Raw genomic sequence first — 17,880 nt, 5'->3', positions numbered from 1 at the left:
GCATCACTCCTTGGCACCGATGGATTGGGCACGTTCAAGCAGAAAGGTGAAATCGGCGAAGCTGGTGAGCGGGGACTGGGTCACCCGGGTGGTTGCGTTGTTGTGGCACTCCATGCAACTGGATGAGGCCTGCGGCGTAGTGCCCTGGTTGTAGGTTTCCAGCGTGGCGTTGGCCAGGAAGTTCGGCGCAGGCGTGCCCAGCGGGTTGGTTGGCGACGGCACCTGGCAGTCATCGGCGGGGGCGGTTGGCCATTGGGTGCTGATCAACTGGTAGTTGGCCCACACCGTGCCCTTGAGCGCGCCTTGCCATTGCGCGTTGAGCTGGTGGGTTGCGGCGGTGAGCGGTATTTCTCGCACGATCTGCGAGGGCGTGGCTTTCTTCGACGGGTCCCACGGCTGCGCGGGCGGCTCGTTCACCGGGCGGTCGCTGGTCTGGGCGTTGTAGAACAGGTAGGGGCCCTTGCGCTCGTTCATGGGTGTGGTTTTTTCCGGCACGTTGCGCACGTGCTCGAAGCTTGACCACACCCACTGCGGCGCATCTTTGGTCTTGTGCACGATGTGCAGGCCGACCAGCCCGACCTTCTGCGCGTTGCACGATTCGGGGATCACCGCGCCCTTGCTCGGGTCGGCGTTGCCTGGGGTGTAGACCAGCGCGTCGACGGCGTGGAAGTCCTGCGGGTTGTCGTTGCCGCCGAGTACCTTCCAGGCCGATTTGACCATGATCGCGCCGACATGCTTGTCTTTCTGCGAGCCGCAGGAGAAGGCGATGCGGTTCTCGGCCTTGGTGAAGAAAGCCTGTTGGCCTTCCTTGCTGTACAGACCATTGTTGACGATGTTGTCGAACATCGGCTGGTTGACCATGATCGCGTTGCGCGTGTAAGTGCCGTTCTGGTCCACCAGTGGGCCGGTCTTGAACGGCTGGATGGTCTCGTCGAGCACACCAGCAACCTTGCCCATCTGCTGCAGCACGGGCAGGTCACCCTTGCCTTGACAGGCCGGGGGTAGCGGCGCCTTCTGGTTCCAGGCGACAGGCATCTGTCCTTGGGGCAGGAAAATCTCGTAGCTCTCCTTCCACGACTCCCACACCGTCTGCCCCGGCGCGCCGATCTGCGCCGAGGTATTGGCGCTGCCGTCGGCGTTGGCGGGCCAGTTCAGCGCGACGAAGGTCTGCCACGACAGCACGTCGAAATCGTGTTGCAGGTTGTCCAGGGTGAAGGGGGCATTGGCGGTGACGTCGAAGGGAATCGCAGGTGACAGCGGCGGCGGGCTGGCCGCATCGGCCATTGCGAGCACGCTGGTGAAGCTTGCACCCAGGCACGCCAACCGTTTCAAGGTTATTTTCATTATCGTCTCCTCAGCAGATAAAGCGTCGGGACGACGAGGCGTACTGGCCCTTCATGGACCGATAGTTCAGCGTTATCCCTTACGCTAGGCTGAAGGCTAGCCGTTGCGCTAAAAACCTCAGCAATATCCGACTAAAGGTAGGGGTAAGCAGTATCGGCGCCCGGCGGCAGATGCACGTGTAGGCAATGGCGCAAGGCGCGGCGGGGGAATCGGATTTTGCCTTCAGGCGCTGCGTGATCGTTTGGGATTTTCGCGAGCAAGCTCGCTCCTACAGGAGTGCCATATTCCGGTGTTATGGTTGGCGCTGACGATGGAGGATTGAACATGACATTGACGGTCGACACCCTGCTCGAATTGGCCATGGCCAACCCTATCAATGCGCAAATCACCGCGCGCCTGCCGGAGCTTGGCGTGCAGCAGTGCATGCTTACGGCAGGCTGCCTGTTCCAGGCGGTGTGGAATCATCAGGCGAATCTGCCGGCTGATCAGGGCGTGAAGGACTACGACGTTTTTTACTTTGACGAGGACCTGTCTTACGAGGCGGAGGACGCGGTAATTCGTGCGGCGCAGGTGCTATTCCAAGACCTGGGCGTGAATGTGGAGGTCAGGAATCAGGCGCGGGTACACCTTTGGTATGGGCAGCGGTTTGGCCGGCCCTATCCACAGTTGCATTCGGCCAGGCAGGGCGTTGATCGGTACCTGGTGGCGGGCACGTGCATTGCGCTGGAGATTGCCTCGGGCGAGCTGTATGCGCCTTATGGCTTGGAGGATGTGGAGCAGGGGCTGTTGCGTATCAACCCTTTGCATCCGGAGCCGGAGCTGTTTTTGCACAAGGCCAGGAGTTATCAGGCGCGTTGGCCGTGGCTCAAGATTGTAGCCCCAATGCTGTAGGAGCGAGCTTGCTCGCGAAAAACGTCAACGATAACGCGTGCCTTCAGCTTAAACGCGGCGCCTGTGAGTTTTTCGCGAGCAAGCTCGCTCCTACAGAAGTGCCGTGCCGAGTAGGCCGCAACTTATTACTACCAGCCATGGCGGCAGCTTCCACACCATCAACGCGACCAGTGCCAGCAACGCCAGGGCGAGGTCGTAGCCGTTGAAGATCGCGCTGGTCCAGACCGGTCGATACAGCGCTGCCAACAGCAGGCCGACCACCGCCGCATTGACACCGGCCAGCGCCGCCTGGGTACGCGGGCTTTTGCGCAGGCTGGCCCAGAAGGGCAAGGCGCCGAAGATCAGCAGGAACGACGGGGCGAAGATCGCCAGCAGCGCTATCACCCCGCCAAGCCAACCGCTCGGGGCGTGGGTCATGGAGGCGCCGAGGAAGGCGGCGAAGGTGAACAGCGGGCCGGGCACGGCCTGGGTGGCGCCGTAACCGGCGAGGAATACGTCGTTGCTGACCCATTGGCTGGGCACCACTTCGGCTTGCAGTAGCGGCAACACCACGTGGCCGCCGCCGAATACCAGCGCACCGGTGCGGTAGAAGGCGTCCACCAGCGCCAGCGTGGGGTTGAGCGCCCATGTGGCGAGGAGCGGCAAGCCCACCAGCAACAACAAAAACAGCATCAACCACAGGGCTCCGGCGCGGCGGCTGATGGCGATGGGCAGGGCGTCGGGCTCGTTGCTGTTCTCGGGCTTGAACAACAGCAGGCCAGCCACGCCTGCGACCACCATGACCCCGACTTGAGCCCAGGCGGAGGGTTGCAGCAGCACCACGCCCGCGGCGATCAACATCAACGCTACCCGTAACACGCCTCGGCACAGGTTGCGCGCCATGCCCCACACGGCCTGGGCCACCACGGCTACGGCGACCACCTTGAGGCCGTGCAGCGCGCCAGGGGGCAGGGCGCTGCCGTAGTGGGCCAGCCCCAGGGCAAACAGGATCAGGGCGATGGCCGACGGCAAGGTGAACCCGGCCCAGGCCGCCACGGCGCCGCTGTAGCCCGCCCGTGACAGGCCCAGCGCGATGCCGACCTGGCTGCTGGCCGGGCCGGGTAGGAATTGGCACAGGGCAACCAGTTCGGCGTAGCTGCGCTCGCTCAGCCACTGGCGCCGAATGACGAATGCTTCGCGAAAATAACCCAGGTGCGCGATCGGGCCGCCAAAGGAGGTGAGGCCCAGGCGCAGGAAGATCAGAAATACTGACCAGGGGCTGCTACGGTGATCGGCGATAGGGGGCAAGGGTTGCCTCGGGGCGAGCTGTTCAATCCAGCGCAGATCGATAGGTTTCAGAACCTTAACCATTTTTTATGACGCGTAGAAGAGGCCACCCGCATGTCATTTTTGCGCCCCACATTGAATTTATGCGCGCTGATTTGAGTCACTGAAAGCAGAGCGTTGTTTTCCACCCACTCGACCTCAAGGACCGACCATGACTTTCTTCATCTTCTTGCTTGCCTGCGCCGCCGCCGCCAGCACTGGCGTGATCTTCAAACCCGGCGCCTGGTACGAATCCCTGGTCAAGCCCAGCTTCACCCCGCCCAATTGGTTGTTCCCAGTGGCCTGGACGATTATCTACCTGCTGCTGGCCTGGGCCGGCTACCGCCTGACTCTGATCCCCGGCAGCGAAATGGTATTGGCCCTGTGGGCGGCGCAGATTGCGTTGAACACGCTGTGGACGCCGGTGTTCTTCGGTGCCCATCGGTTGCTCGCCGGGATGGTGATTATCGTGCTGCTGTGGCTGACCGTGGCGGCGATGGTGCTGCTGGCCGTGCGCCTGGACCTGATTACCGGGCTGATCCTGTTCCCGTATCTGGTGTGGCTGTGCGTGGCCGCGGCGTTGAACTTCTCGATCCTGCGTAATAACCGCTGATGGCCTACCAGCATTGGCCCGCCAGCGAGCCCGAACTGGCACAGATGCGCCGCTTCAATCAGAAACTGGCGTGGACGCCGCGGTTCAAGATCCGCAACCGCGTCACGCCGCGCCTGATCCAGGCACTGCTGCGCGCCAGCCAGACGTTCAAGAAGGCGCCTGTGGTGGAGCTGAAAAAGGTAGGCAGGGTGCCCGTGCGTATCCTGCGCCCCAGCGGTAAGCCCAGAGGCGTGGTGTTGGATATCCACGGCGGTGGCTGGGTGATCGGCAATGCGCAAATGGATGACGACTTGAACCTGGGCATGGTGAATGCCTGCGACGTCGCGGTGGTGTCGGTGGATTACCGGCTGGCGGTCGATACACCGATTGAAGGGCTGCTGGATGATTGCCTGGTGGCGGCGCGTTGGCTCTTGGCCGACTGCCCGGAGTTTGCCGGCCTGCCGGTGATTTTTGTCGGTGAGTCGGCCGGCGGGCACTTGGCGGCGGCCACCTTGTTGGCGCTCAAGCCATGGCCCGAGTTGCTGCAACGGGTGAGCGGGGCCGTGCTGTACTACGGCGTTTACGACCTGACCGGCACACCGAGCGTGCGCACGGCCGGGCCGGACACCTTGTTGTTGGACGGGCCGGGCATGGTCGACGCGCTGCGCCTGCTGACGCCGGGGCTCAGCGACGAAGCGCGCCAGCAGCCGCCGTTGTCGCCCTTGTATGGAGACTTTGAGGGGTTGCCACCTGCGCTGATGTTTGTGGGCGAGTTGGACCCGCTCAAGGATGACACCCTGCTGATCGCCGAGCGATGGGCGGGCGTTGAGGCGCATCTGCTGCCGGAGGCGGCCCATGGGTTTATTCATTTTCCGGTGGCGATGGCCGACAGGGTGTTGGCGTACAGCCGCCAGTGGATAACAGGTCGAATCCTTGGCAATGGGCGTTAGCATTCAAGCGGCCAAAGCCGCTGATATTCCCGAGGTGCTGAGCTTCGCTTTGCAGGCTCGCGATGAGCTGTTTCCAACGCTCAGCGCAACCGGAATACCCCATGATCTGGCGCAGTTCGAAGCCGTTTACCTTAAGGGTGGCGGGCAGTTTTTGATTGCCCGCGCCGACGGCCAAATCGTGGCTGCGGTGGGCTATCGGCCTTATGACGGTCGTTTTCCCCAGTTGGACTATCAGGGCTGCAAGACAGTGGAAGTGGTGCGCCTGTATGTGCGCCCGGCGTTCCGTCGCTTGGGCCTGGCGGGCCAGTTGTACCGCTCGTTGGAGGCGCTGGCGCGGGAGGCGGGTGTGGCAGTGGTTTACCTGCACACCCATCCATTTCTGCCGGGTGCGATTGATTTCTGGCGGCGTCAGGGGTTCGAGGTGGTGGATGTCGAGGCAGACCCGGTCTGGCACACAACCCATATGCACCGGCTTCTGTAGGAGCGAGCTTGCTCGCGAAAAACGTCAACGATAACGCGTGTTTCCTGGATGAACGCGTCGCCTGTGGGTTTTTCGCGAGCAAGCTCGCTCCTACAGGTTCAGTTGGAGCGCAGGCGCAGGATGTGTGCGCCGTCGAACGGGTCCGTCAGGTAATGCCCTTGCACCCCGAATGTCTCTTGCAAACGCTGTGGCGTCAGCACTTCCAATGGCGTACCCAGCGCCACCAGTCGCCCGCGATCCAGCACGGCCAGGCGATCACAGGTCAGTGCCTGGTTCAGGTCGTGCAGCGCAATCAAAGTGGTCACTGGCAAGCCTTGCACGCCTTTTAAAATCGCCAGTTGATGTTGGATATCCAGGTGATTGGTCGGCTCGTCCAGCAACAAAATCTGCGGGCGTTGCGCCAGGGCGCGGGCGATGTGTACGCGTTGGCGTTCGCCACCCGAGAGGCTGCGCCAGGCGCGTTGGCTCAGGTGGGTGGCGTCTACGTCATGCAGGGCCTGGTGCACGATGGCGTCGTCTTCACGCGACCACGGGCTCAGCGCCGATAGCCAGGGTGTGCGGCCCAGGGCTACGGCGTCGAACACACGGATGGCGTCGTCGGTATCGGCCTGTTGTTCCACCACCGCCAATTGTTGCGCGATGGCGCGGCGTGATAACGCTTCCAGACGCGTGCCACCCAGGCGCACTTCACCGCTGGCCGGCGGGCGCAAACCGGCGAGCAGTTTGAGCAGGGTGGACTTGCCCGAACCGTTCGGCCCGACGATGCCCAGGGTTTCGCCCGCCTGCACGTCCAGGTCGATACCGTGCAGCAACTGGGCCTCACGCACCTTGAAACCCAGGCCGCGGCAACTGAGCACGCTCATCGGGCGTTCCTCCGGCCAATCAAAATCAACGCAAACACCGGCGCGCCCACCAGTGCCGTGACCACCCCAACGGGAATCACTTGGCCCTTGATCAGGGTGCGTGACAGCACATCGGCGGCGATCAGAAACAGCGCGCCGCCCAAGGCACTGGCCGGCAGTAACCGTGAATGCCCGGTGCCGAGCAACAGGCGTGCAGCGTGGGGAATCACCAGCCCGACAAAACCAATGGAGCCGACGATGGACACCATCACCGCCGTGACCAACGCCGCACAGGCCACCAGCACAAATTGCACGCGGCGCACCGCAATGCCCAGGGAGGCCGCCGAGTCGCTGCCAAAGGTGAACGCATCCAGTGCTCGCCGGTGCCACAGGCACACCGCTAGCCCCAGCGCCGCCACCGGCACCGCCAACCACACCGACGGCCAGCGCACGCCGCTGAGGTTGCCCAGCAGCCAGAACATAATGCCGCGGGCTTGTTCGGAGCTGGCCGACTTGGTGATGAGGAACGCGGTCAGGGCATTGAACAATTGCGAGCCGGCGATGCCCGCGAGGATGATCTGCCCGGTGCCGCTGGACGATCCGCTGGCGCGGGCGAGCAGAATCACCAGCGCAAACGCGGCCATGGCGCCGACAAACGCCCCTGCCGACAACGACACCAGCCCGCCGCCCACTCCGATCAGCACGACCAGCACGGCCCCGGTGGAGGCGCCGGCGCTGATGCCCAACAGGTACGGGTCTGCCAGCGGGTTGCGCAGCAACGATTGCAGGATCACCCCGCAGGTCGCCAGCCCGGCACCGCAGGCTGCGGCCACCAGGGTGCGGGTCAGGCGGTAGTTCCACACCACGCCCTCATCGATCGGATCCAGCGCATAGCCCGCGGCCCAGAGCTTATTGGCCAGCACCTGCAACACCACCTGCGGTTCGATGGCGGTTTCGCCGATGGCCACGCCAGCGAGCAGGGCGAGCAATAGCAGGGCGAGGGCAAGGAGGGTGCGCATCATTGGCCCAGGTTGTAGCCGTCGATGGCGGTAGCGAGTTGTTCAAGGCCGTCGAACGTGCGCAGGCTGGCCTGCAGTGCCAGGGCGTCGAGGATGATGATGCGGTTGTGTTTCACCGCGTCCATGTTGCGGGTGACGGGGTCGCTGCGCAGGAAGGCGAGTTTCTTTTCGTGGTCGTCGGCGGGGTAGCGGCGACGGTCCATGCGTGCGATCACCAGGAAAGTGGGGTTGGCCTTGGCGATGGTTTCCCAGCCGACGGCGGGCCATTCTTCATCGGACTGCACCACGTTGTGCAGGCCCAGGGTGTGCAGCATGAATTGCGGCACGCCTTTATGGCCGGCCACATAAGGGTCGCTGGCCATCTCGGCGCTGGAGAACCACACCAGTGCGCTGGCCTGCTTCAAGCCTTTGCCCTGGGCGGTGGCGATGGATGCGGCCAGGCGCGCCTTGAGCTCATCGTTCAATTGTTGGCCGCGCGCCTGCACGTCGAAAATCTGCGCCAGTTGGTGGATGCTCTGGTAAATCGTCTCGATGCGAAACGGCTGCAACCGCGTGCCGTCGGCGCCGACCAGGTTGTCCTTGGCCTCGCAATCGGACGGCAGCACATAGGTGGGGATCTTCAACTCATGAAATTGCTCACGGGTGCCGACCACGCCTTGCGGGCCCACCACCCATTCCAGTTCGGCCGCCACCAGTTGCGGGCGCTTGGCGATCACCGCTTCAAAGCTTGGCTCGTTGTTGGCCAGGCGCTCGATGCGGTCGTTCTGGGCTTTGTACTGTGGCAACACGTTGTTGAACCACAGCGAGGTGCCTACCACTTTATCGCCCACGCCCAAGGCATAGAGCATCTCGGTGGCGGCCTGGCCGATGCTCACGCTGCGGGCGGGGGCTTGTTGGAAGGTCAGGCTGCTGCCGCAGTTTTCCACGGTCAGCGGGTAGTGGCTTGGCGCGGCGTGGGCCAGGGCGCAGGCGCTCAAGCCTGCGAGCAGGGCGGTAACACGTGGCAGCATGGGGCGATCTCCGAGTGAGCCAGGGGTGCAGCTGGGGAGTTACGGCTCGGAAATACGCCCTGGGACGCTACAGGTGTGCAGGGCCAGGATGTCCTTCCCGGACACCCCGCCGGTTAGTGATGTTGCTGGGCCGGCAGGTCTCCTGACTGATGCGTCATCGCCACGCCCCAGCCTTCCCGGACGAGGTCCAGTGGCATTCAGGGGCAGGCTCAGCACCTACAGTTGCGGGGGCAGTTTCGATTGACGCCTGGGCGGCGTTTCGAATTCCCTATTAGTCCCACGTGGGAACCGGCGCCGGTATGGTAAGCGATCACGCCCTGTAGGAGCGAGCTTGCTCGCGAAGAACTTGAGAACACCGCGGGGCATCAGGCGCCCCTGCGTTATCGTTGACGGTCTTCGCGAGCAAGCTCGCTCCTACAGGGGGCACTGGTTAGAGTCGAATGTCTTGGGGGCCGCGGATCAGGGCTTCGATGCGCGTGCCGGTGGCGCGCTCTTCGTTGCTGAAGCCGTCGTAGTCAGCCAGTTGGCCGAAGCGAATGCCGGTCAATTGCTCGATCGCAATCACACTGCGTTGGTAGGTTCTGAGCTGGCCGAACACCAGGTCCAATTGGTCCAGCTCGCGACGCTGGTCAATCATGTAGGCGCTGGCAGACGGTTTGCCGTCGTCGCTGAGGTAGGCCACCACCTTCCAGAATGCCTGGGGGATTTTTACCCCGCGATACACGCGGTCGTTGTCGCTGAACACCGGGCCGCTGAACACCGTGGCCCGGGCTTTCCAGCGCTGAGTGTTGTCGAGGATATAGTCCTCGAGTTCCAGCCAGGTCTTCTGGTTGAAGCCGCTCATTTGTGGCGAGCAGTTGGTGAAGTGGAAGGTGTCGAGGTTGGCCGTGGTCGCGTCGTCGCCCCAGTTGGGGTCTTGGCGGCGCACCAGGTGGCCGCGGTCCAGGCCGTTGCCGGCGTACAGGTCTTCACCGACCTGGGCGTCGGTGGGCAGGCGGCCATCGTAGGCCCAGGTGTCGTTGCTGCGCACGATGTCCACATGCTTGGCGCCGTCGATATTTACCCCCACGTACAGCGCCAGTCGTCGAGAGCGCGACATGGTGATGGAGAAATGCGTGTAGTCCAGGCGCTTGGGTTGCACGTCGCCCGCCAGTGGCTCGCCAACCGTGGGCCATGGCACCACGAAGTCGCTGAGGAACTCGTCGGCGTAGCCAACGCGGTTTTTGAGGTCCTTGGCCGCTGTGACACGCGGCGTCGCGGCTCTGGCTTCCAGCAGAGTGGGGGTGGCCGCGATCAACGGTCGCAGGTCGGCAAGCCTGGGGCGGTGCTTCAGGTCGATTTTGACTGTGCGGGCGGGCATGGGCATGTTCCTTATGGGCCTCGGATAAACACCACTGAAACACAAACTCATGACAATTTGGCCCGGGTGGCGATCCCAGGGCTATCCTGAAAATCGTTACCCGGACGTTCATCACACGCCAAAAAGGAGCCAGCTCATGTGTGTTCGCCAACCGCGCAATCCGATTTTCTGCCTGATTCCGCCGTACATGCTCGATCAGATCGCTCGCCACGGCGACAAAGCCCAACGGGAGGTCGCGTTGCGCACGCGTGCCAAGGACAGCACGTTCCGCTCGTTGCGCATGGTCGCCGAACCCGCCAAAAGCCCCGCGCGGATGGCATTGGCGGTGGGCAGCGAAAAACAGCGCTCGATCTACAGCGCCAACAACACCGACAGCCTGCCCGGAAAACTGATCCGTGGCGAAGGGCAACCCGCCAGCGGCGATGCTGCGGTAGACGAAGCCTATGACGGCCTGGGCGCGACCTTCGATTTTTTCGACCAGGTCTTCGACCGCAACTCCATCGACGATGCGGGCATGGCCCTGGACGCGACCGTGCACTTCGGTCAGGACTACAACAATGCGTTCTGGAATTCGACCCAGATGGTGTTCGGCGATGGCGACCAGCAGTTGTTCAACCGCTTCACCGTGGCACTCGATGTCATCGGCCATGAGTTGGCGCACGGTGTGACCGAGGATGAGGCCAAGCTCATGTACTTCAACCAGTCCGGCGCGCTGAACGAGTCGTTGTCGGACGTGTTTGGCTCGTTGATCAAGCAATACGCGTTAAAGCAAAAGGCCGAGGACGCCGATTGGTTGATCGGCAAGGGGCTGTTTACCAAAAAGATCAAAGGCACCGCCCTGCGCTCGATGAAAGCACCTGGCACCGCCTTTGATGACAAGCTGCTGGGCAAAGACCCGCAGCCGGGGCACATGGATGATTTTGTACAGACTTACGAGGACAATGGGGGCGTGCATATCAATTCCGGCATTCCCAACCATGCGTTCTATCAGGTGGCGATCAATATAGGCGGGTTCGCCTGGGAGCGTGCCGGGCGTATCTGGTACGACGCACTGCGCGATTCGCGGCTGCGACCCAACTCCGGGTTTTTGCGTTTTGCGCGCATCACCCACGACATTGCCGGCCAGCTTTATGGCGTGAACAAGGATGAACAGAAGGCGGTCAAGGCAGGCTGGAAAGCGGTGGGCATAAACGTTTGACGAAGCCGCCTGGGCGGCGAGGAACAGCCATGCGAATTTCAATCAAGGAAAGCGGTGGGGCGGCTTTTTTTCCGGGGCTGGCCAAGCCGCGTACGGTGGAACTGGACTCGCTGCCCGAACCCGACCAGCAGGAATTGCGGCAACTGATCGAAGCTGCCGATTTTTTCAAGTTGCCGCAAAGTACCGATCCCGAGCCTGGCAACCCAGGCCGGGTGCATTACACCCTGACAGTCGCGGAGGGCAAGCGTGAGCACACGGTTTGTGTGCTCGCGCCGGTGAATCCCCCGGCACTGGACGGGTTGGTGCAGTGCGTGCGGCGGCACATAAATTGTTGAAGCGCGCCAAGGCTGGTTTGTGGCTCTTGGCAAGCTACTTACGATCCAGCCACACCGTCTGCGCATTGCAAAACTCGCGTACGCCGAAGTGCGACAGCTCACGACCAAAACCGCTCTTCTTCACGCCGCCAAACGCCACCCGCGGGTCTGAGACGCTGAAAGCGTTGACGAAGATCCCGCCGGTTTCCAGTTGGTCGGCAATCGCCCGCGCCTTTGCAGAATCGGCTGTGAAGATACTCGCGGTCAGGCCAAACTCGCTGTCATTGGCCAGCGCCACGGCGTGCTCGGCGTCGCGGGCGGTGATGATCGAGGCCACGGGGCCGAACAGTTCCTGTTTGAACGACGTCATGTGATCGGTGACGTCAGCCAGGACGGTCGGTTCGTAGTAATTGCCCGCGCCCGCGACTTTATGGCCACCCAGCAGCAGCGTGGCGCCTTCTTCCAGGGTCGCCTGGACCTGGCCGTGCAGTTCGTCACGCAGATCAAAGCGCGCCATGGGGCCGATATAGGTGGCGGTTGAGGTGGGCTCGCCCATCACCAGGGCGCGGCTGGCTTCAAGGAACTTGGCGGTGAAGGCTTCAACCACGCCCGCTTCGATGATCAAGCGCTTGGCGGCGGCGCAGACCTGGCCGCTGTTCTGGAAACGGCCGATCACGGCGGCTTGCACAGCGGCGTCGAGGTCGGCGTCGTTGAGTACGATAAACGGGTCGGAGCCACCCAGTTCCAGCACGCATTTCTTCAACGCGGCCCCGGCTTGTGAGCCGATGGCGATGCCAGCGCGCACGCTGCCGGTGAGGGTCACAGCGGCGATGCGCGGGTCGGCGATGGCCGTAGATACACCGTCCTGGGTCACGTTGATCACTTCGAATACGCCTTCAGCGAAACCGGCTTTACGCAGCGCCTGCTGGATCAGATACGCGCTGCCCATCACATTGGGCGCATGCTTGAGTACGTAGGTGTTGCCGGCAAGCAGGGTCGGCACGGCGCCGCGCAGCACTTGCCACACCGGGAAATTCCACGGCATTACCGCGAGGATCGGGCCCAGTGGGCGGTATTCGATCTGCGCGCTGCCGTTGTCCACCAGGGTGGGTTCTGGTGCAAGCATAGCCGGGCCGTGGGCGGCGTACCATTCGCTCAGTTGCGCGCACTTTTCGATTTCGGCGCGGGCCTGGGCGATGGGTTTGCCCATTTCCAGGGTGATCATTTGCGCCATGTCTTCAGCCTGTTCACGCAGGGCAGCGGCCAGGGCCAGCAGATATTCGGCGCGCTGGCTTACCGGCGTGCGACGCCAGGTGCGGAAGGCATCGGTCGAGCGGGAGAGGGCGGCGTTCAGCTGTTCTGCGCTTTCATAGGCGTAGCTGCCGACGGTTTCGCCATTGGCGGGGTTGATCGACAGGGCGTGGGTCTGGTGAGAGATAGCATTGTTCATGGCACCGTCCGGCTGAATGAATGGAATGAGGCCAGCGTACGGGGCTGTATGTTTTCTTGAAACTGAATAATATTAAGCGATACGTTCATGAATGGAGAATGACTTGGACCTGGTGCAACTGGAAATCTTCAAGGCCGTTGCCGAGCAAGGCAGCATCAGCGCCGCCGCGCAGTTGATTCATCGCGTGCCATCGAACCTCACCACGCGTATCAAGCAACTGGAGCAGGATTTGGGCGTGGAGTTATTCATCCGAGAGAAGAGTCGCTTGCGTTTGTCTCCGGCGGGGTGGAATTTCCTCGGCTACACGCGGCGCATTCTCGATCTGGTACAGGAAGCCCGCGCCACGGTGGCGGGGGAGGAGCCTCAGGGCGCCTTTGCCTTGGGCTCGCTGGAGAGCACGGCGGCAGTGCGCATCCCGGCGTTACTGGCGGCGTATAACCAGCAATACACCAAGGTCGAGCTGGACCTGAGCACCGGCCCCTCGGGCACCATGATCGAAGGCGTGCTGTCGGGCCGGCTGACGGCGGCCTTTGTCGACGGGCCGGTGCTGCATTCCACGCTAGAGGGTGTGGCGGTGTTCGAGGAGGAGATGGTGGTGATTGCACCGCTGCATCACGCGCCGATCACCCGTGGCCAGGAAGTGAATGGCGAGAACATCTATACGTTCCGCTCCAACTGCTCGTACCGGCATCACTTCGAACGCTGGTTCTCACAGGATGGCGCGGTGCCGGGCAGGATCTTCGAGATCGAGTCGTACCACGGCATGTTGGCGTGTGTCAGCGCCGGGGCAGGGCTGGCGCTGATGCCACGCAGCATGCTGGAGAGTATGCCGGGGTGTGCGGCGGTAAGCGTGTGGCCGTTGACGGACAGCTTCCGCCTGCTCAATACCTGGCTGATCTGGCGCCGGGGCACGGTTTCACAGAGCTTGAACAGTTTCGTAAAGCTGCTGGAAGAACGCGATCTGGTGGCAACCTAAATCCAATGTGAAAGGGGCAAGCCCTGATACCTGTAGGAGCGAGCTTGCTCGCGAAAAACGTCAACGATTACGCGTGCTTCATGAATAAACGCGGCGTCTGTGAGTTTTTCGCGAGCAAGCTCGCTCCTACAGGTATAGGGGGGCTTGAACTTCATCAGCCACCAAATTGCAGGGTGCCCATGGCCAGCTTGGCCATGATCGCCGTTGCACCCAACTGCACCAGCCACAAGGCCAGCCCACCCAGAAATACCCCCAACGCCACTTGCAGCACCAGGCTCTTCTGGCGCTTGGCTTGCGGTGCGCGTGGGGCGTAGTCGTGCAGTTCGTCGCGGTCGGCGCGCAGGTCCAGGTCGTCGTTTCTCATAAAGCTCTCACAGCAAGGGGGCAGTCGGTGTTCAGTCTAGTGTGTTCGCCAATAAAAAGGGGGAAGCCCATGGCTTCCCCCTTCGTATAACGCTTGCCGGCTTACAGCACCTGGACAATCGCCTTGGTCACCGCACCAATGTTCGACTGATTCAGCGCCGCTACGCAGATGCGACCGGTATCCAGCGCATAGATGCCGAACTCGGTACGCAGGCGGGTGACTTGCTCAACGCTCAGGCCGGAGTAGGAGAACATCCCGCGCTGACGACCGACAAAGCTGAAGTCATGGCCTGGAGCAGCCTTGGCCAGTTCGGCCACCATCTGCTCGCGCATGCCGCGGATGCGCAGGCGCATCTCGGCCAGTTCGGCTTCCCACTGGGCGCGCAGCTCAGGGTTGTTTAACACGGCGGCAACGATGGCTGCGCCGTGGGTGGGCGGGTTGGAATAGTTGGTGCGGATCACACGCTTGACCTGGGACAGGATGCGCGCGCTTTCTTCCTTGGACTCGCTGACAATCGACAGCGCGCCAACACGTTCGCCGTACAGGGAGAACGACTTGGAGAACGAGCTGGACACGAAGAAGGTCAGGCCCGATTCCGCGAACAGGCGCACCGCGGCGGCGTCTTCGTGGATGCCGTCGCCGAAGCCTTGGTAGGCCATGTCGAGGAACGGCACCAGGTTCTTGGCCTTGACCACGTCCAGCACGTTTTGCCAGTCGGCCGGGCTGAGGTCGACGCCGGTCGGGTTATGGCAGCAAGCGTGCAGCACCACGATGGACTGCGGCGGCAGGGCGTTGAGGTCTTCGAGCAGGCCGGCACGGTTCACGTCGTGGGTGGCGGCGTCGTAGTAGCGGTAGGTTTGTACCGGGAAACCGGCTTTTTCAAACAGCGCCTGGTGGTTTTCCCAGCTCGGGTCGCTGATGGAGACGACGGCGTTGGGCAGCAGTTGCTTGAGGAAGTCGGCGCCGATTTTCAGCGCGCCCGTGCCGCCCACGGCCTGGGCAGTAATCACACGGCCTTCGCTCAACAGCGGCGACTCAGCGCCAAACAGCAGCTTTTGCACGGCCTGGTCGTACGCCACGATGCCGTCGATCGGCAAGTAGCCACGGGCGGCGTGTTGCGCCACACGAATGGCTTCCGCTTCGGCAACGGCACGCAAGAGTGGAATCTTCCCCTCCTCGTTGCAGTAAACGCCCACGCCAAGGTTCACCTTGGTGGTTCGTGTATCGGCGTTGAATGCTTCGTTGAGGCCCAGGATTGGATCGCGTGGTGCCATTTCGACAGCGGAGAACAGGCTCATTTTTGCGGCAGCTCTATGGGGGGTAGGAGGGACGTGTCGCGCTCCAGCCGAATGCACTAGAGCGGTGCACAAACGGGGAGCTAGTATAGAGGCCATCACGGCTGAGAGCGACAACGGAAACGGCTTTTCGGCCATGTTTTTCGGTTTATTTGCTGACCGTTAGTCTTATTGCCACATTGGCGAGAAAGGTCGTGTAGGACGACGGCCTTGAAACCCGTCACATTCGACACCACTTCTACAGCTATCATGGTTTTTTCCTGCACCCTGCGATGATTATTCGCGGGTTGCTGAGCTATTTCGTCCCTGGCGGTGTCGAGTCTGGGGTGACTTCACGAGGTACGTTATGTCGGATTTCCAGCTCGTTACCCGTTTTGAACCCGCCGGCGATCAACCGGAAGCCATTCGTCAGATGGTCGAAGGCATCGAGGCCGGCCTGGCGCACCAGACGCTGCTTGGGGTGACCGGTTCCGGCAAGACCTTCAGCATCGCCAACGTGATCGCCCAGACCAACCGCCCGACCCTGGTGCTGGCGCCGAACAAAACCCTGGCGGCGCAGCTCTATGGCGAGTTCAAGGCGTTCTTCCCGAACAACGCGGTGGAGTATTTCGTTTCCTACTACGACTACTACCAGCCCGAAGCCTATGTGCCGTCCTCCGATACCTTTATCGAGAAGGATGCGTCGATCAACGACCACATCGAGCAGATGCGCCTCTCGGCCACCAAGGCCCTGCTGGAGCGTAAAGACGCGATCATCGTTACCACGGTGTCGTGCATCTATGGCTTGGGCAGCCCGGAAACCTATCTGAAGATGGTGTTGCACGTCGACCGTGGCGATAAACTCGACCAGCGCGAACTGTTGCGCCGCCTGGCGAGCCTGCAGTACACCCGTAACGACATGGATTTTGCCCGCGCCACCTTCCGAGTGCGCGGCGATGTGATCGATATCTACCCGGCCGAATCCGACCTGGAAGCCATCCGTATCGAACTGTTCGATGATGAGGTCGAAAGCCTGTCAGCCTTCGACCCGTTGACCGGTGAAGTGATCCGCAAGCTACCGCGCTTCACCTTCTACCCCAAAAGCCACTACGTGACCCCGCGCGAAACCCTGATGGGCGCCATCGAGGGCATCAAGGTCGAGCTGGCCGAGCGCCTGGAATACCTGCGTTCCAACAATAAGCTGGTGGAAGCCCAGCGCCTGGAGCAGCGCACCCGCTTCGACCTGGAGATGATCCTGGAGCTGGGCTACTGCAACGGCATCGAAAACTACTCGCGCTACCTGTCGGGCCGTGACTCCGGCGCGCCGCCGCCGACGCTCTATGACTACCTGCCGCCGGACGCCTTGCTGGTGATCGACGAATCCCACGTCAGCGTGCCGCAGGTGGGCGCCATGTATAAGGGTGACCGTTCACGCAAGGAAACCCTGGTGGAATACGGTTTCCGCCTGCCGTCGGCGCTGGACAACCGGCCGATGCGCTTTGACGAGTGGGAAGCCATCAGCCCGCAGACCATCTTCGTCTCCGCTACGCCCGGCAACTATGAAGCCGAGCACGCGGGCCGCGTTATCGAGCAACTGGTGCGACCCACCGGCCTGGTGGACCCGGAAATCGAAATTCGCCCGGCGCTGACCCAGGTCGACGACTTGCTGTCGGAGATCAACAAGCGCGTGGCCCTGGAAGAGCGGGTGCTGGTTACCACCCTGACCAAGCGCATGTCCGAAGACTTGACCGACTACCTGGCCGACCACGGCGTGCGCGTGCGTTACCTGCACTCGGACATCGACACCGTGGAACGCGTGGAAATCATCCGCGACCTGCGCCTGGGCACCTTCGATGTGCTGGTGGGGATCAACCTGCTGCGCGAAGGGTTGGATATGCCAGAAGTGTCACTGGTGGCGATCCTGGATGCGGACAAGGAGGGCTTCCTGCGCTCCGAGCGTTCATTGATCCAGACCATCGGCCGAGCGGCGCGTAACCTCAATGGACGGGCAATTCTTTATGCCGACCGCATCACCGGCTCCATGGAGCGGGCGATTGGCGAGACTCAGCGCCGTCGCGACAAGCAGATCGCGTTCAACCTGGAGCACGGCATTACCCCCAAAGGTGTGTTCAAGGACGTTGCCGACATCATGGAAGGCGCCACCGTGCCCGGCTCGCGCAGCAAGAAGCGCAAGGGCATGGCCAAGGCCGCCGAGGAGAGCGCCAAGTACGAGAACGAACTGCGCTCGCCGAGTGAGATCACCAAACGGATTCGACAGCTGGAAGAGAAGATGTACCAGTTGGCGCGGGATCTGGAGTTTGAAGCGGCGGCGCAGACGCGCGATGAGATTGGCAAGTTGCGTGAGCGCCTGTTGGCTGTTTGATTTGTGTTGATTGGGCTGGCGCTCATCGCGGCATAGGTATCTACACAAGACTGTAACGCTCAACGGTAACCACGATGCGAAGCGAGTCGCTCTTGATCTTGATCTGCTTTTGATCTGAAGCGCCCCG

General features: G+C 62.2%; 17 protein-coding genes and 1 riboswitch. Of the genes, 8 read left to right on the top strand and 9 right to left on the bottom strand.

Going from position 1 to position 17,880, the window contains the following annotated elements; all coding sequences use genetic code 11:
• Positions 1-3 precede the first annotated feature (3 nt).
• Positions 4-1,344: a cytochrome C gene (locus A7K61_RS20965; protein ID WP_069558276.1), complete on the bottom strand. Its 1,341-nt coding sequence runs from the start codon at positions 1,342-1,344 to the stop codon at positions 4-6.
• A 324-nt stretch (positions 1,345-1,668) separates the two neighbouring features.
• Between A7K61_RS20965 and A7K61_RS20960 the strand changes: the two genes are divergently transcribed.
• Positions 1,669-2,235 carry a nucleotidyltransferase family protein gene (locus A7K61_RS20960; protein WP_069558275.1) on the top strand — a complete coding sequence of 189 codons (567 nt, stop codon included), beginning with the start codon at positions 1,669-1,671 and terminating at the stop codon, positions 2,233-2,235.
• Between the two features lie 90 nt (positions 2,236-2,325).
• Here the strand turns inward: A7K61_RS20960 and chrA are convergent, their stop codons facing one another.
• Complete coding sequence (chrA, locus tag A7K61_RS20955; protein ID WP_069558291.1) at positions 2,326-3,522, bottom strand: chromate efflux transporter; 1,197 nt, start codon at positions 3,520-3,522, stop codon at positions 2,326-2,328.
• 190 nt (positions 3,523-3,712) lie between these two features.
• Here chrA and A7K61_RS20950 point away from each other — a divergent pair, with 190 nt between their 5' ends.
• From A7K61_RS20950 to A7K61_RS20940, 3 genes are read left to right on the top strand one after another with little or no spacing between them, the layout of a single operon-like run.
• Positions 3,713-4,153, top strand: coding sequence for a TspO/MBR family protein (locus tag A7K61_RS20950; RefSeq protein WP_032896119.1), 441 nt, complete (start codon positions 3,713-3,715; stop codon positions 4,151-4,153).
• Complete coding sequence (locus A7K61_RS20945; RefSeq protein WP_044274734.1) at positions 4,153-5,082, top strand: alpha/beta hydrolase fold domain-containing protein; 930 nt, start codon at positions 4,153-4,155, stop codon at positions 5,080-5,082. The genes A7K61_RS20950 and A7K61_RS20945 overlap by 1 nt, the downstream gene beginning before the upstream one ends.
• Complete coding sequence (locus tag A7K61_RS20940) at positions 5,072-5,563, top strand: GNAT family N-acetyltransferase (protein WP_069558274.1); 492 nt, start codon at positions 5,072-5,074, stop codon at positions 5,561-5,563. The genes A7K61_RS20945 and A7K61_RS20940 overlap by 11 nt, the downstream gene beginning before the upstream one ends.
• 98 nt (positions 5,564-5,661) lie before the next feature.
• Here the strand turns inward: A7K61_RS20940 and A7K61_RS20935 are convergent, their stop codons facing one another.
• The 4 genes from A7K61_RS20935 to A7K61_RS20920 form a co-directional block, all read right to left on the bottom strand.
• Positions 5,662-6,426: an ABC transporter ATP-binding protein gene (locus A7K61_RS20935; protein ID WP_069558273.1), complete on the bottom strand. Its 765-nt coding sequence runs from the start codon at positions 6,424-6,426 to the stop codon at positions 5,662-5,664.
• The gene (locus tag A7K61_RS20930; RefSeq protein WP_044274732.1) at positions 6,423-7,427 is read right to left on the bottom strand and encodes an iron ABC transporter permease; all 1,005 of its coding nucleotides are present in this window, start codon (positions 7,425-7,427) and stop codon (positions 6,423-6,425) included. The genes A7K61_RS20935 and A7K61_RS20930 overlap by 4 nt, the downstream gene beginning before the upstream one ends.
• Positions 7,424-8,434, bottom strand: a complete 1,011-nt coding sequence (locus A7K61_RS20925) for an ABC transporter substrate-binding protein (protein WP_069558272.1) — start codon at positions 8,432-8,434, stop codon at positions 7,424-7,426. Before A7K61_RS20925 ends, A7K61_RS20930 begins: the two co-directional genes overlap by 4 nt.
• Positions 8,435-8,548: 114 nt before the next feature.
• Positions 8,549-8,742: riboswitch (cobalamin riboswitch) on the bottom strand.
• Between the two features lie 122 nt (positions 8,743-8,864).
• Positions 8,865-9,794, bottom strand: coding sequence for a DNA/RNA non-specific endonuclease (locus A7K61_RS20920; protein ID WP_069558271.1), 930 nt, complete (start codon positions 9,792-9,794; stop codon positions 8,865-8,867).
• 136 nt (positions 9,795-9,930) lie between these two features.
• Here A7K61_RS20920 and A7K61_RS20915 point away from each other — a divergent pair, with 136 nt between their 5' ends.
• Both A7K61_RS20915 and A7K61_RS20910 read left to right on the top strand, forming a co-directional pair.
• Positions 9,931-10,992, top strand: a complete 1,062-nt coding sequence (locus A7K61_RS20915) for a M4 family metallopeptidase (RefSeq protein ID WP_047711415.1) — start codon at positions 9,931-9,933, stop codon at positions 10,990-10,992.
• A gap of 29 nt (positions 10,993-11,021) precedes the next feature.
• Positions 11,022-11,327, top strand: coding sequence for a protealysin inhibitor emfourin (locus tag A7K61_RS20910; protein ID WP_069558270.1), 306 nt, complete (start codon positions 11,022-11,024; stop codon positions 11,325-11,327).
• 34 nt (positions 11,328-11,361) lie between these two features.
• Here the strand turns inward: A7K61_RS20910 and A7K61_RS20905 are convergent, their stop codons facing one another.
• Complete coding sequence (locus tag A7K61_RS20905; protein WP_069558269.1) at positions 11,362-12,756, bottom strand: aldehyde dehydrogenase family protein; 1,395 nt, start codon at positions 12,754-12,756, stop codon at positions 11,362-11,364.
• Positions 12,757-12,859: 103 nt separating this feature from the next.
• Here A7K61_RS20905 and A7K61_RS20900 point away from each other — a divergent pair, with 103 nt between their 5' ends.
• Positions 12,860-13,732 carry a LysR family transcriptional regulator gene (locus A7K61_RS20900; protein WP_069558290.1) on the top strand — a complete coding sequence of 291 codons (873 nt, stop codon included), beginning with the start codon at positions 12,860-12,862 and terminating at the stop codon, positions 13,730-13,732.
• A 154-nt stretch (positions 13,733-13,886) separates the two neighbouring features.
• Here the strand turns inward: A7K61_RS20900 and A7K61_RS20895 are convergent, their stop codons facing one another.
• A complete protein-coding gene (locus A7K61_RS20895) occupies positions 13,887-14,096 on the bottom strand; it encodes a hypothetical protein (RefSeq protein ID WP_005789784.1) in 210 nt (69 codons plus the stop codon).
• 101 nt (positions 14,097-14,197) lie between these two features.
• Positions 14,198-15,394, bottom strand: a complete 1,197-nt coding sequence (locus A7K61_RS20890) for an amino acid aminotransferase (protein ID WP_069558268.1) — start codon at positions 15,392-15,394, stop codon at positions 14,198-14,200.
• Positions 15,395-15,737: 343 nt separating this feature from the next.
• On the opposite strand from A7K61_RS20890, the gene uvrB reads away from it, so the two are divergent.
• Positions 15,738-17,753, top strand: a complete 2,016-nt coding sequence (uvrB, locus tag A7K61_RS20885; protein WP_003192575.1) for an excinuclease ABC subunit UvrB — start codon at positions 15,738-15,740, stop codon at positions 17,751-17,753.
• Positions 17,754-17,880: the final 127 nt, after the last annotated feature.

It is taken from the genome of Pseudomonas sp. AP42 (assembly GCF_001728935.1).
Taxonomy (GTDB): Bacteria; Pseudomonadota; Gammaproteobacteria; order Pseudomonadales; family Pseudomonadaceae; genus Aquipseudomonas; species Aquipseudomonas lactis.
The sequence above is the reverse complement of the archived record's forward strand: the minus strand, read 5'-3'. Positions and strand labels throughout refer to the sequence as shown.

Bases quoted from the DNA above. Each gene is read 5' to 3' on its own strand.
- A7K61_RS20965 (WP_069558276.1), bottom strand. From the start codon at position 1,344: ATGAAAATAACCTTGAAACGGTTGGCGTGCCTGGGTGCAAGCTTCACC.
- A7K61_RS20960 (WP_069558275.1), top strand. From the start codon at position 1,669: ATGACATTGACGGTCGACACCCTGCTCGAATTGGCCATGGCCAACCCT.
- A7K61_RS20950 (WP_032896119.1), top strand. From the start codon at position 3,713: ATGACTTTCTTCATCTTCTTGCTTGCCTGCGCCGCCGCCGCCAGCACT.
- A7K61_RS20945 (WP_044274734.1), top strand. From the start codon at position 4,153: ATGGCCTACCAGCATTGGCCCGCCAGCGAGCCCGAACTGGCACAGATG.
- A7K61_RS20940 (WP_069558274.1), top strand. From the start codon at position 5,072: ATGGGCGTTAGCATTCAAGCGGCCAAAGCCGCTGATATTCCCGAGGTG.
- A7K61_RS20935 (WP_069558273.1), bottom strand. From the start codon at position 6,426: ATGAGCGTGCTCAGTTGCCGCGGCCTGGGTTTCAAGGTGCGTGAGGCC.
- A7K61_RS20930 (WP_044274732.1), bottom strand. From the start codon at position 7,427: ATGATGCGCACCCTCCTTGCCCTCGCCCTGCTATTGCTCGCCCTGCTC.
- A7K61_RS20925 (WP_069558272.1), bottom strand. From the start codon at position 8,434: ATGCTGCCACGTGTTACCGCCCTGCTCGCAGGCTTGAGCGCCTGCGCC.
- A7K61_RS20920 (WP_069558271.1), bottom strand. From the start codon at position 9,794: ATGCCCGCCCGCACAGTCAAAATCGACCTGAAGCACCGCCCCAGGCTT.
- A7K61_RS20915 (WP_047711415.1), top strand. From the start codon at position 9,931: ATGTGTGTTCGCCAACCGCGCAATCCGATTTTCTGCCTGATTCCGCCG.
- A7K61_RS20910 (WP_069558270.1), top strand. From the start codon at position 11,022: ATGCGAATTTCAATCAAGGAAAGCGGTGGGGCGGCTTTTTTTCCGGGG.
- A7K61_RS20905 (WP_069558269.1), bottom strand. From the start codon at position 12,756: ATGAACAATGCTATCTCTCACCAGACCCACGCCCTGTCGATCAACCCC.
- A7K61_RS20895 (WP_005789784.1), bottom strand. From the start codon at position 14,096: ATGAGAAACGACGACCTGGACCTGCGCGCCGACCGCGACGAACTGCAC.
- A7K61_RS20890 (WP_069558268.1), bottom strand. From the start codon at position 15,394: ATGAGCCTGTTCTCCGCTGTCGAAATGGCACCACGCGATCCAATCCTG.
- uvrB (WP_003192575.1), top strand. From the start codon at position 15,738: ATGTCGGATTTCCAGCTCGTTACCCGTTTTGAACCCGCCGGCGATCAA.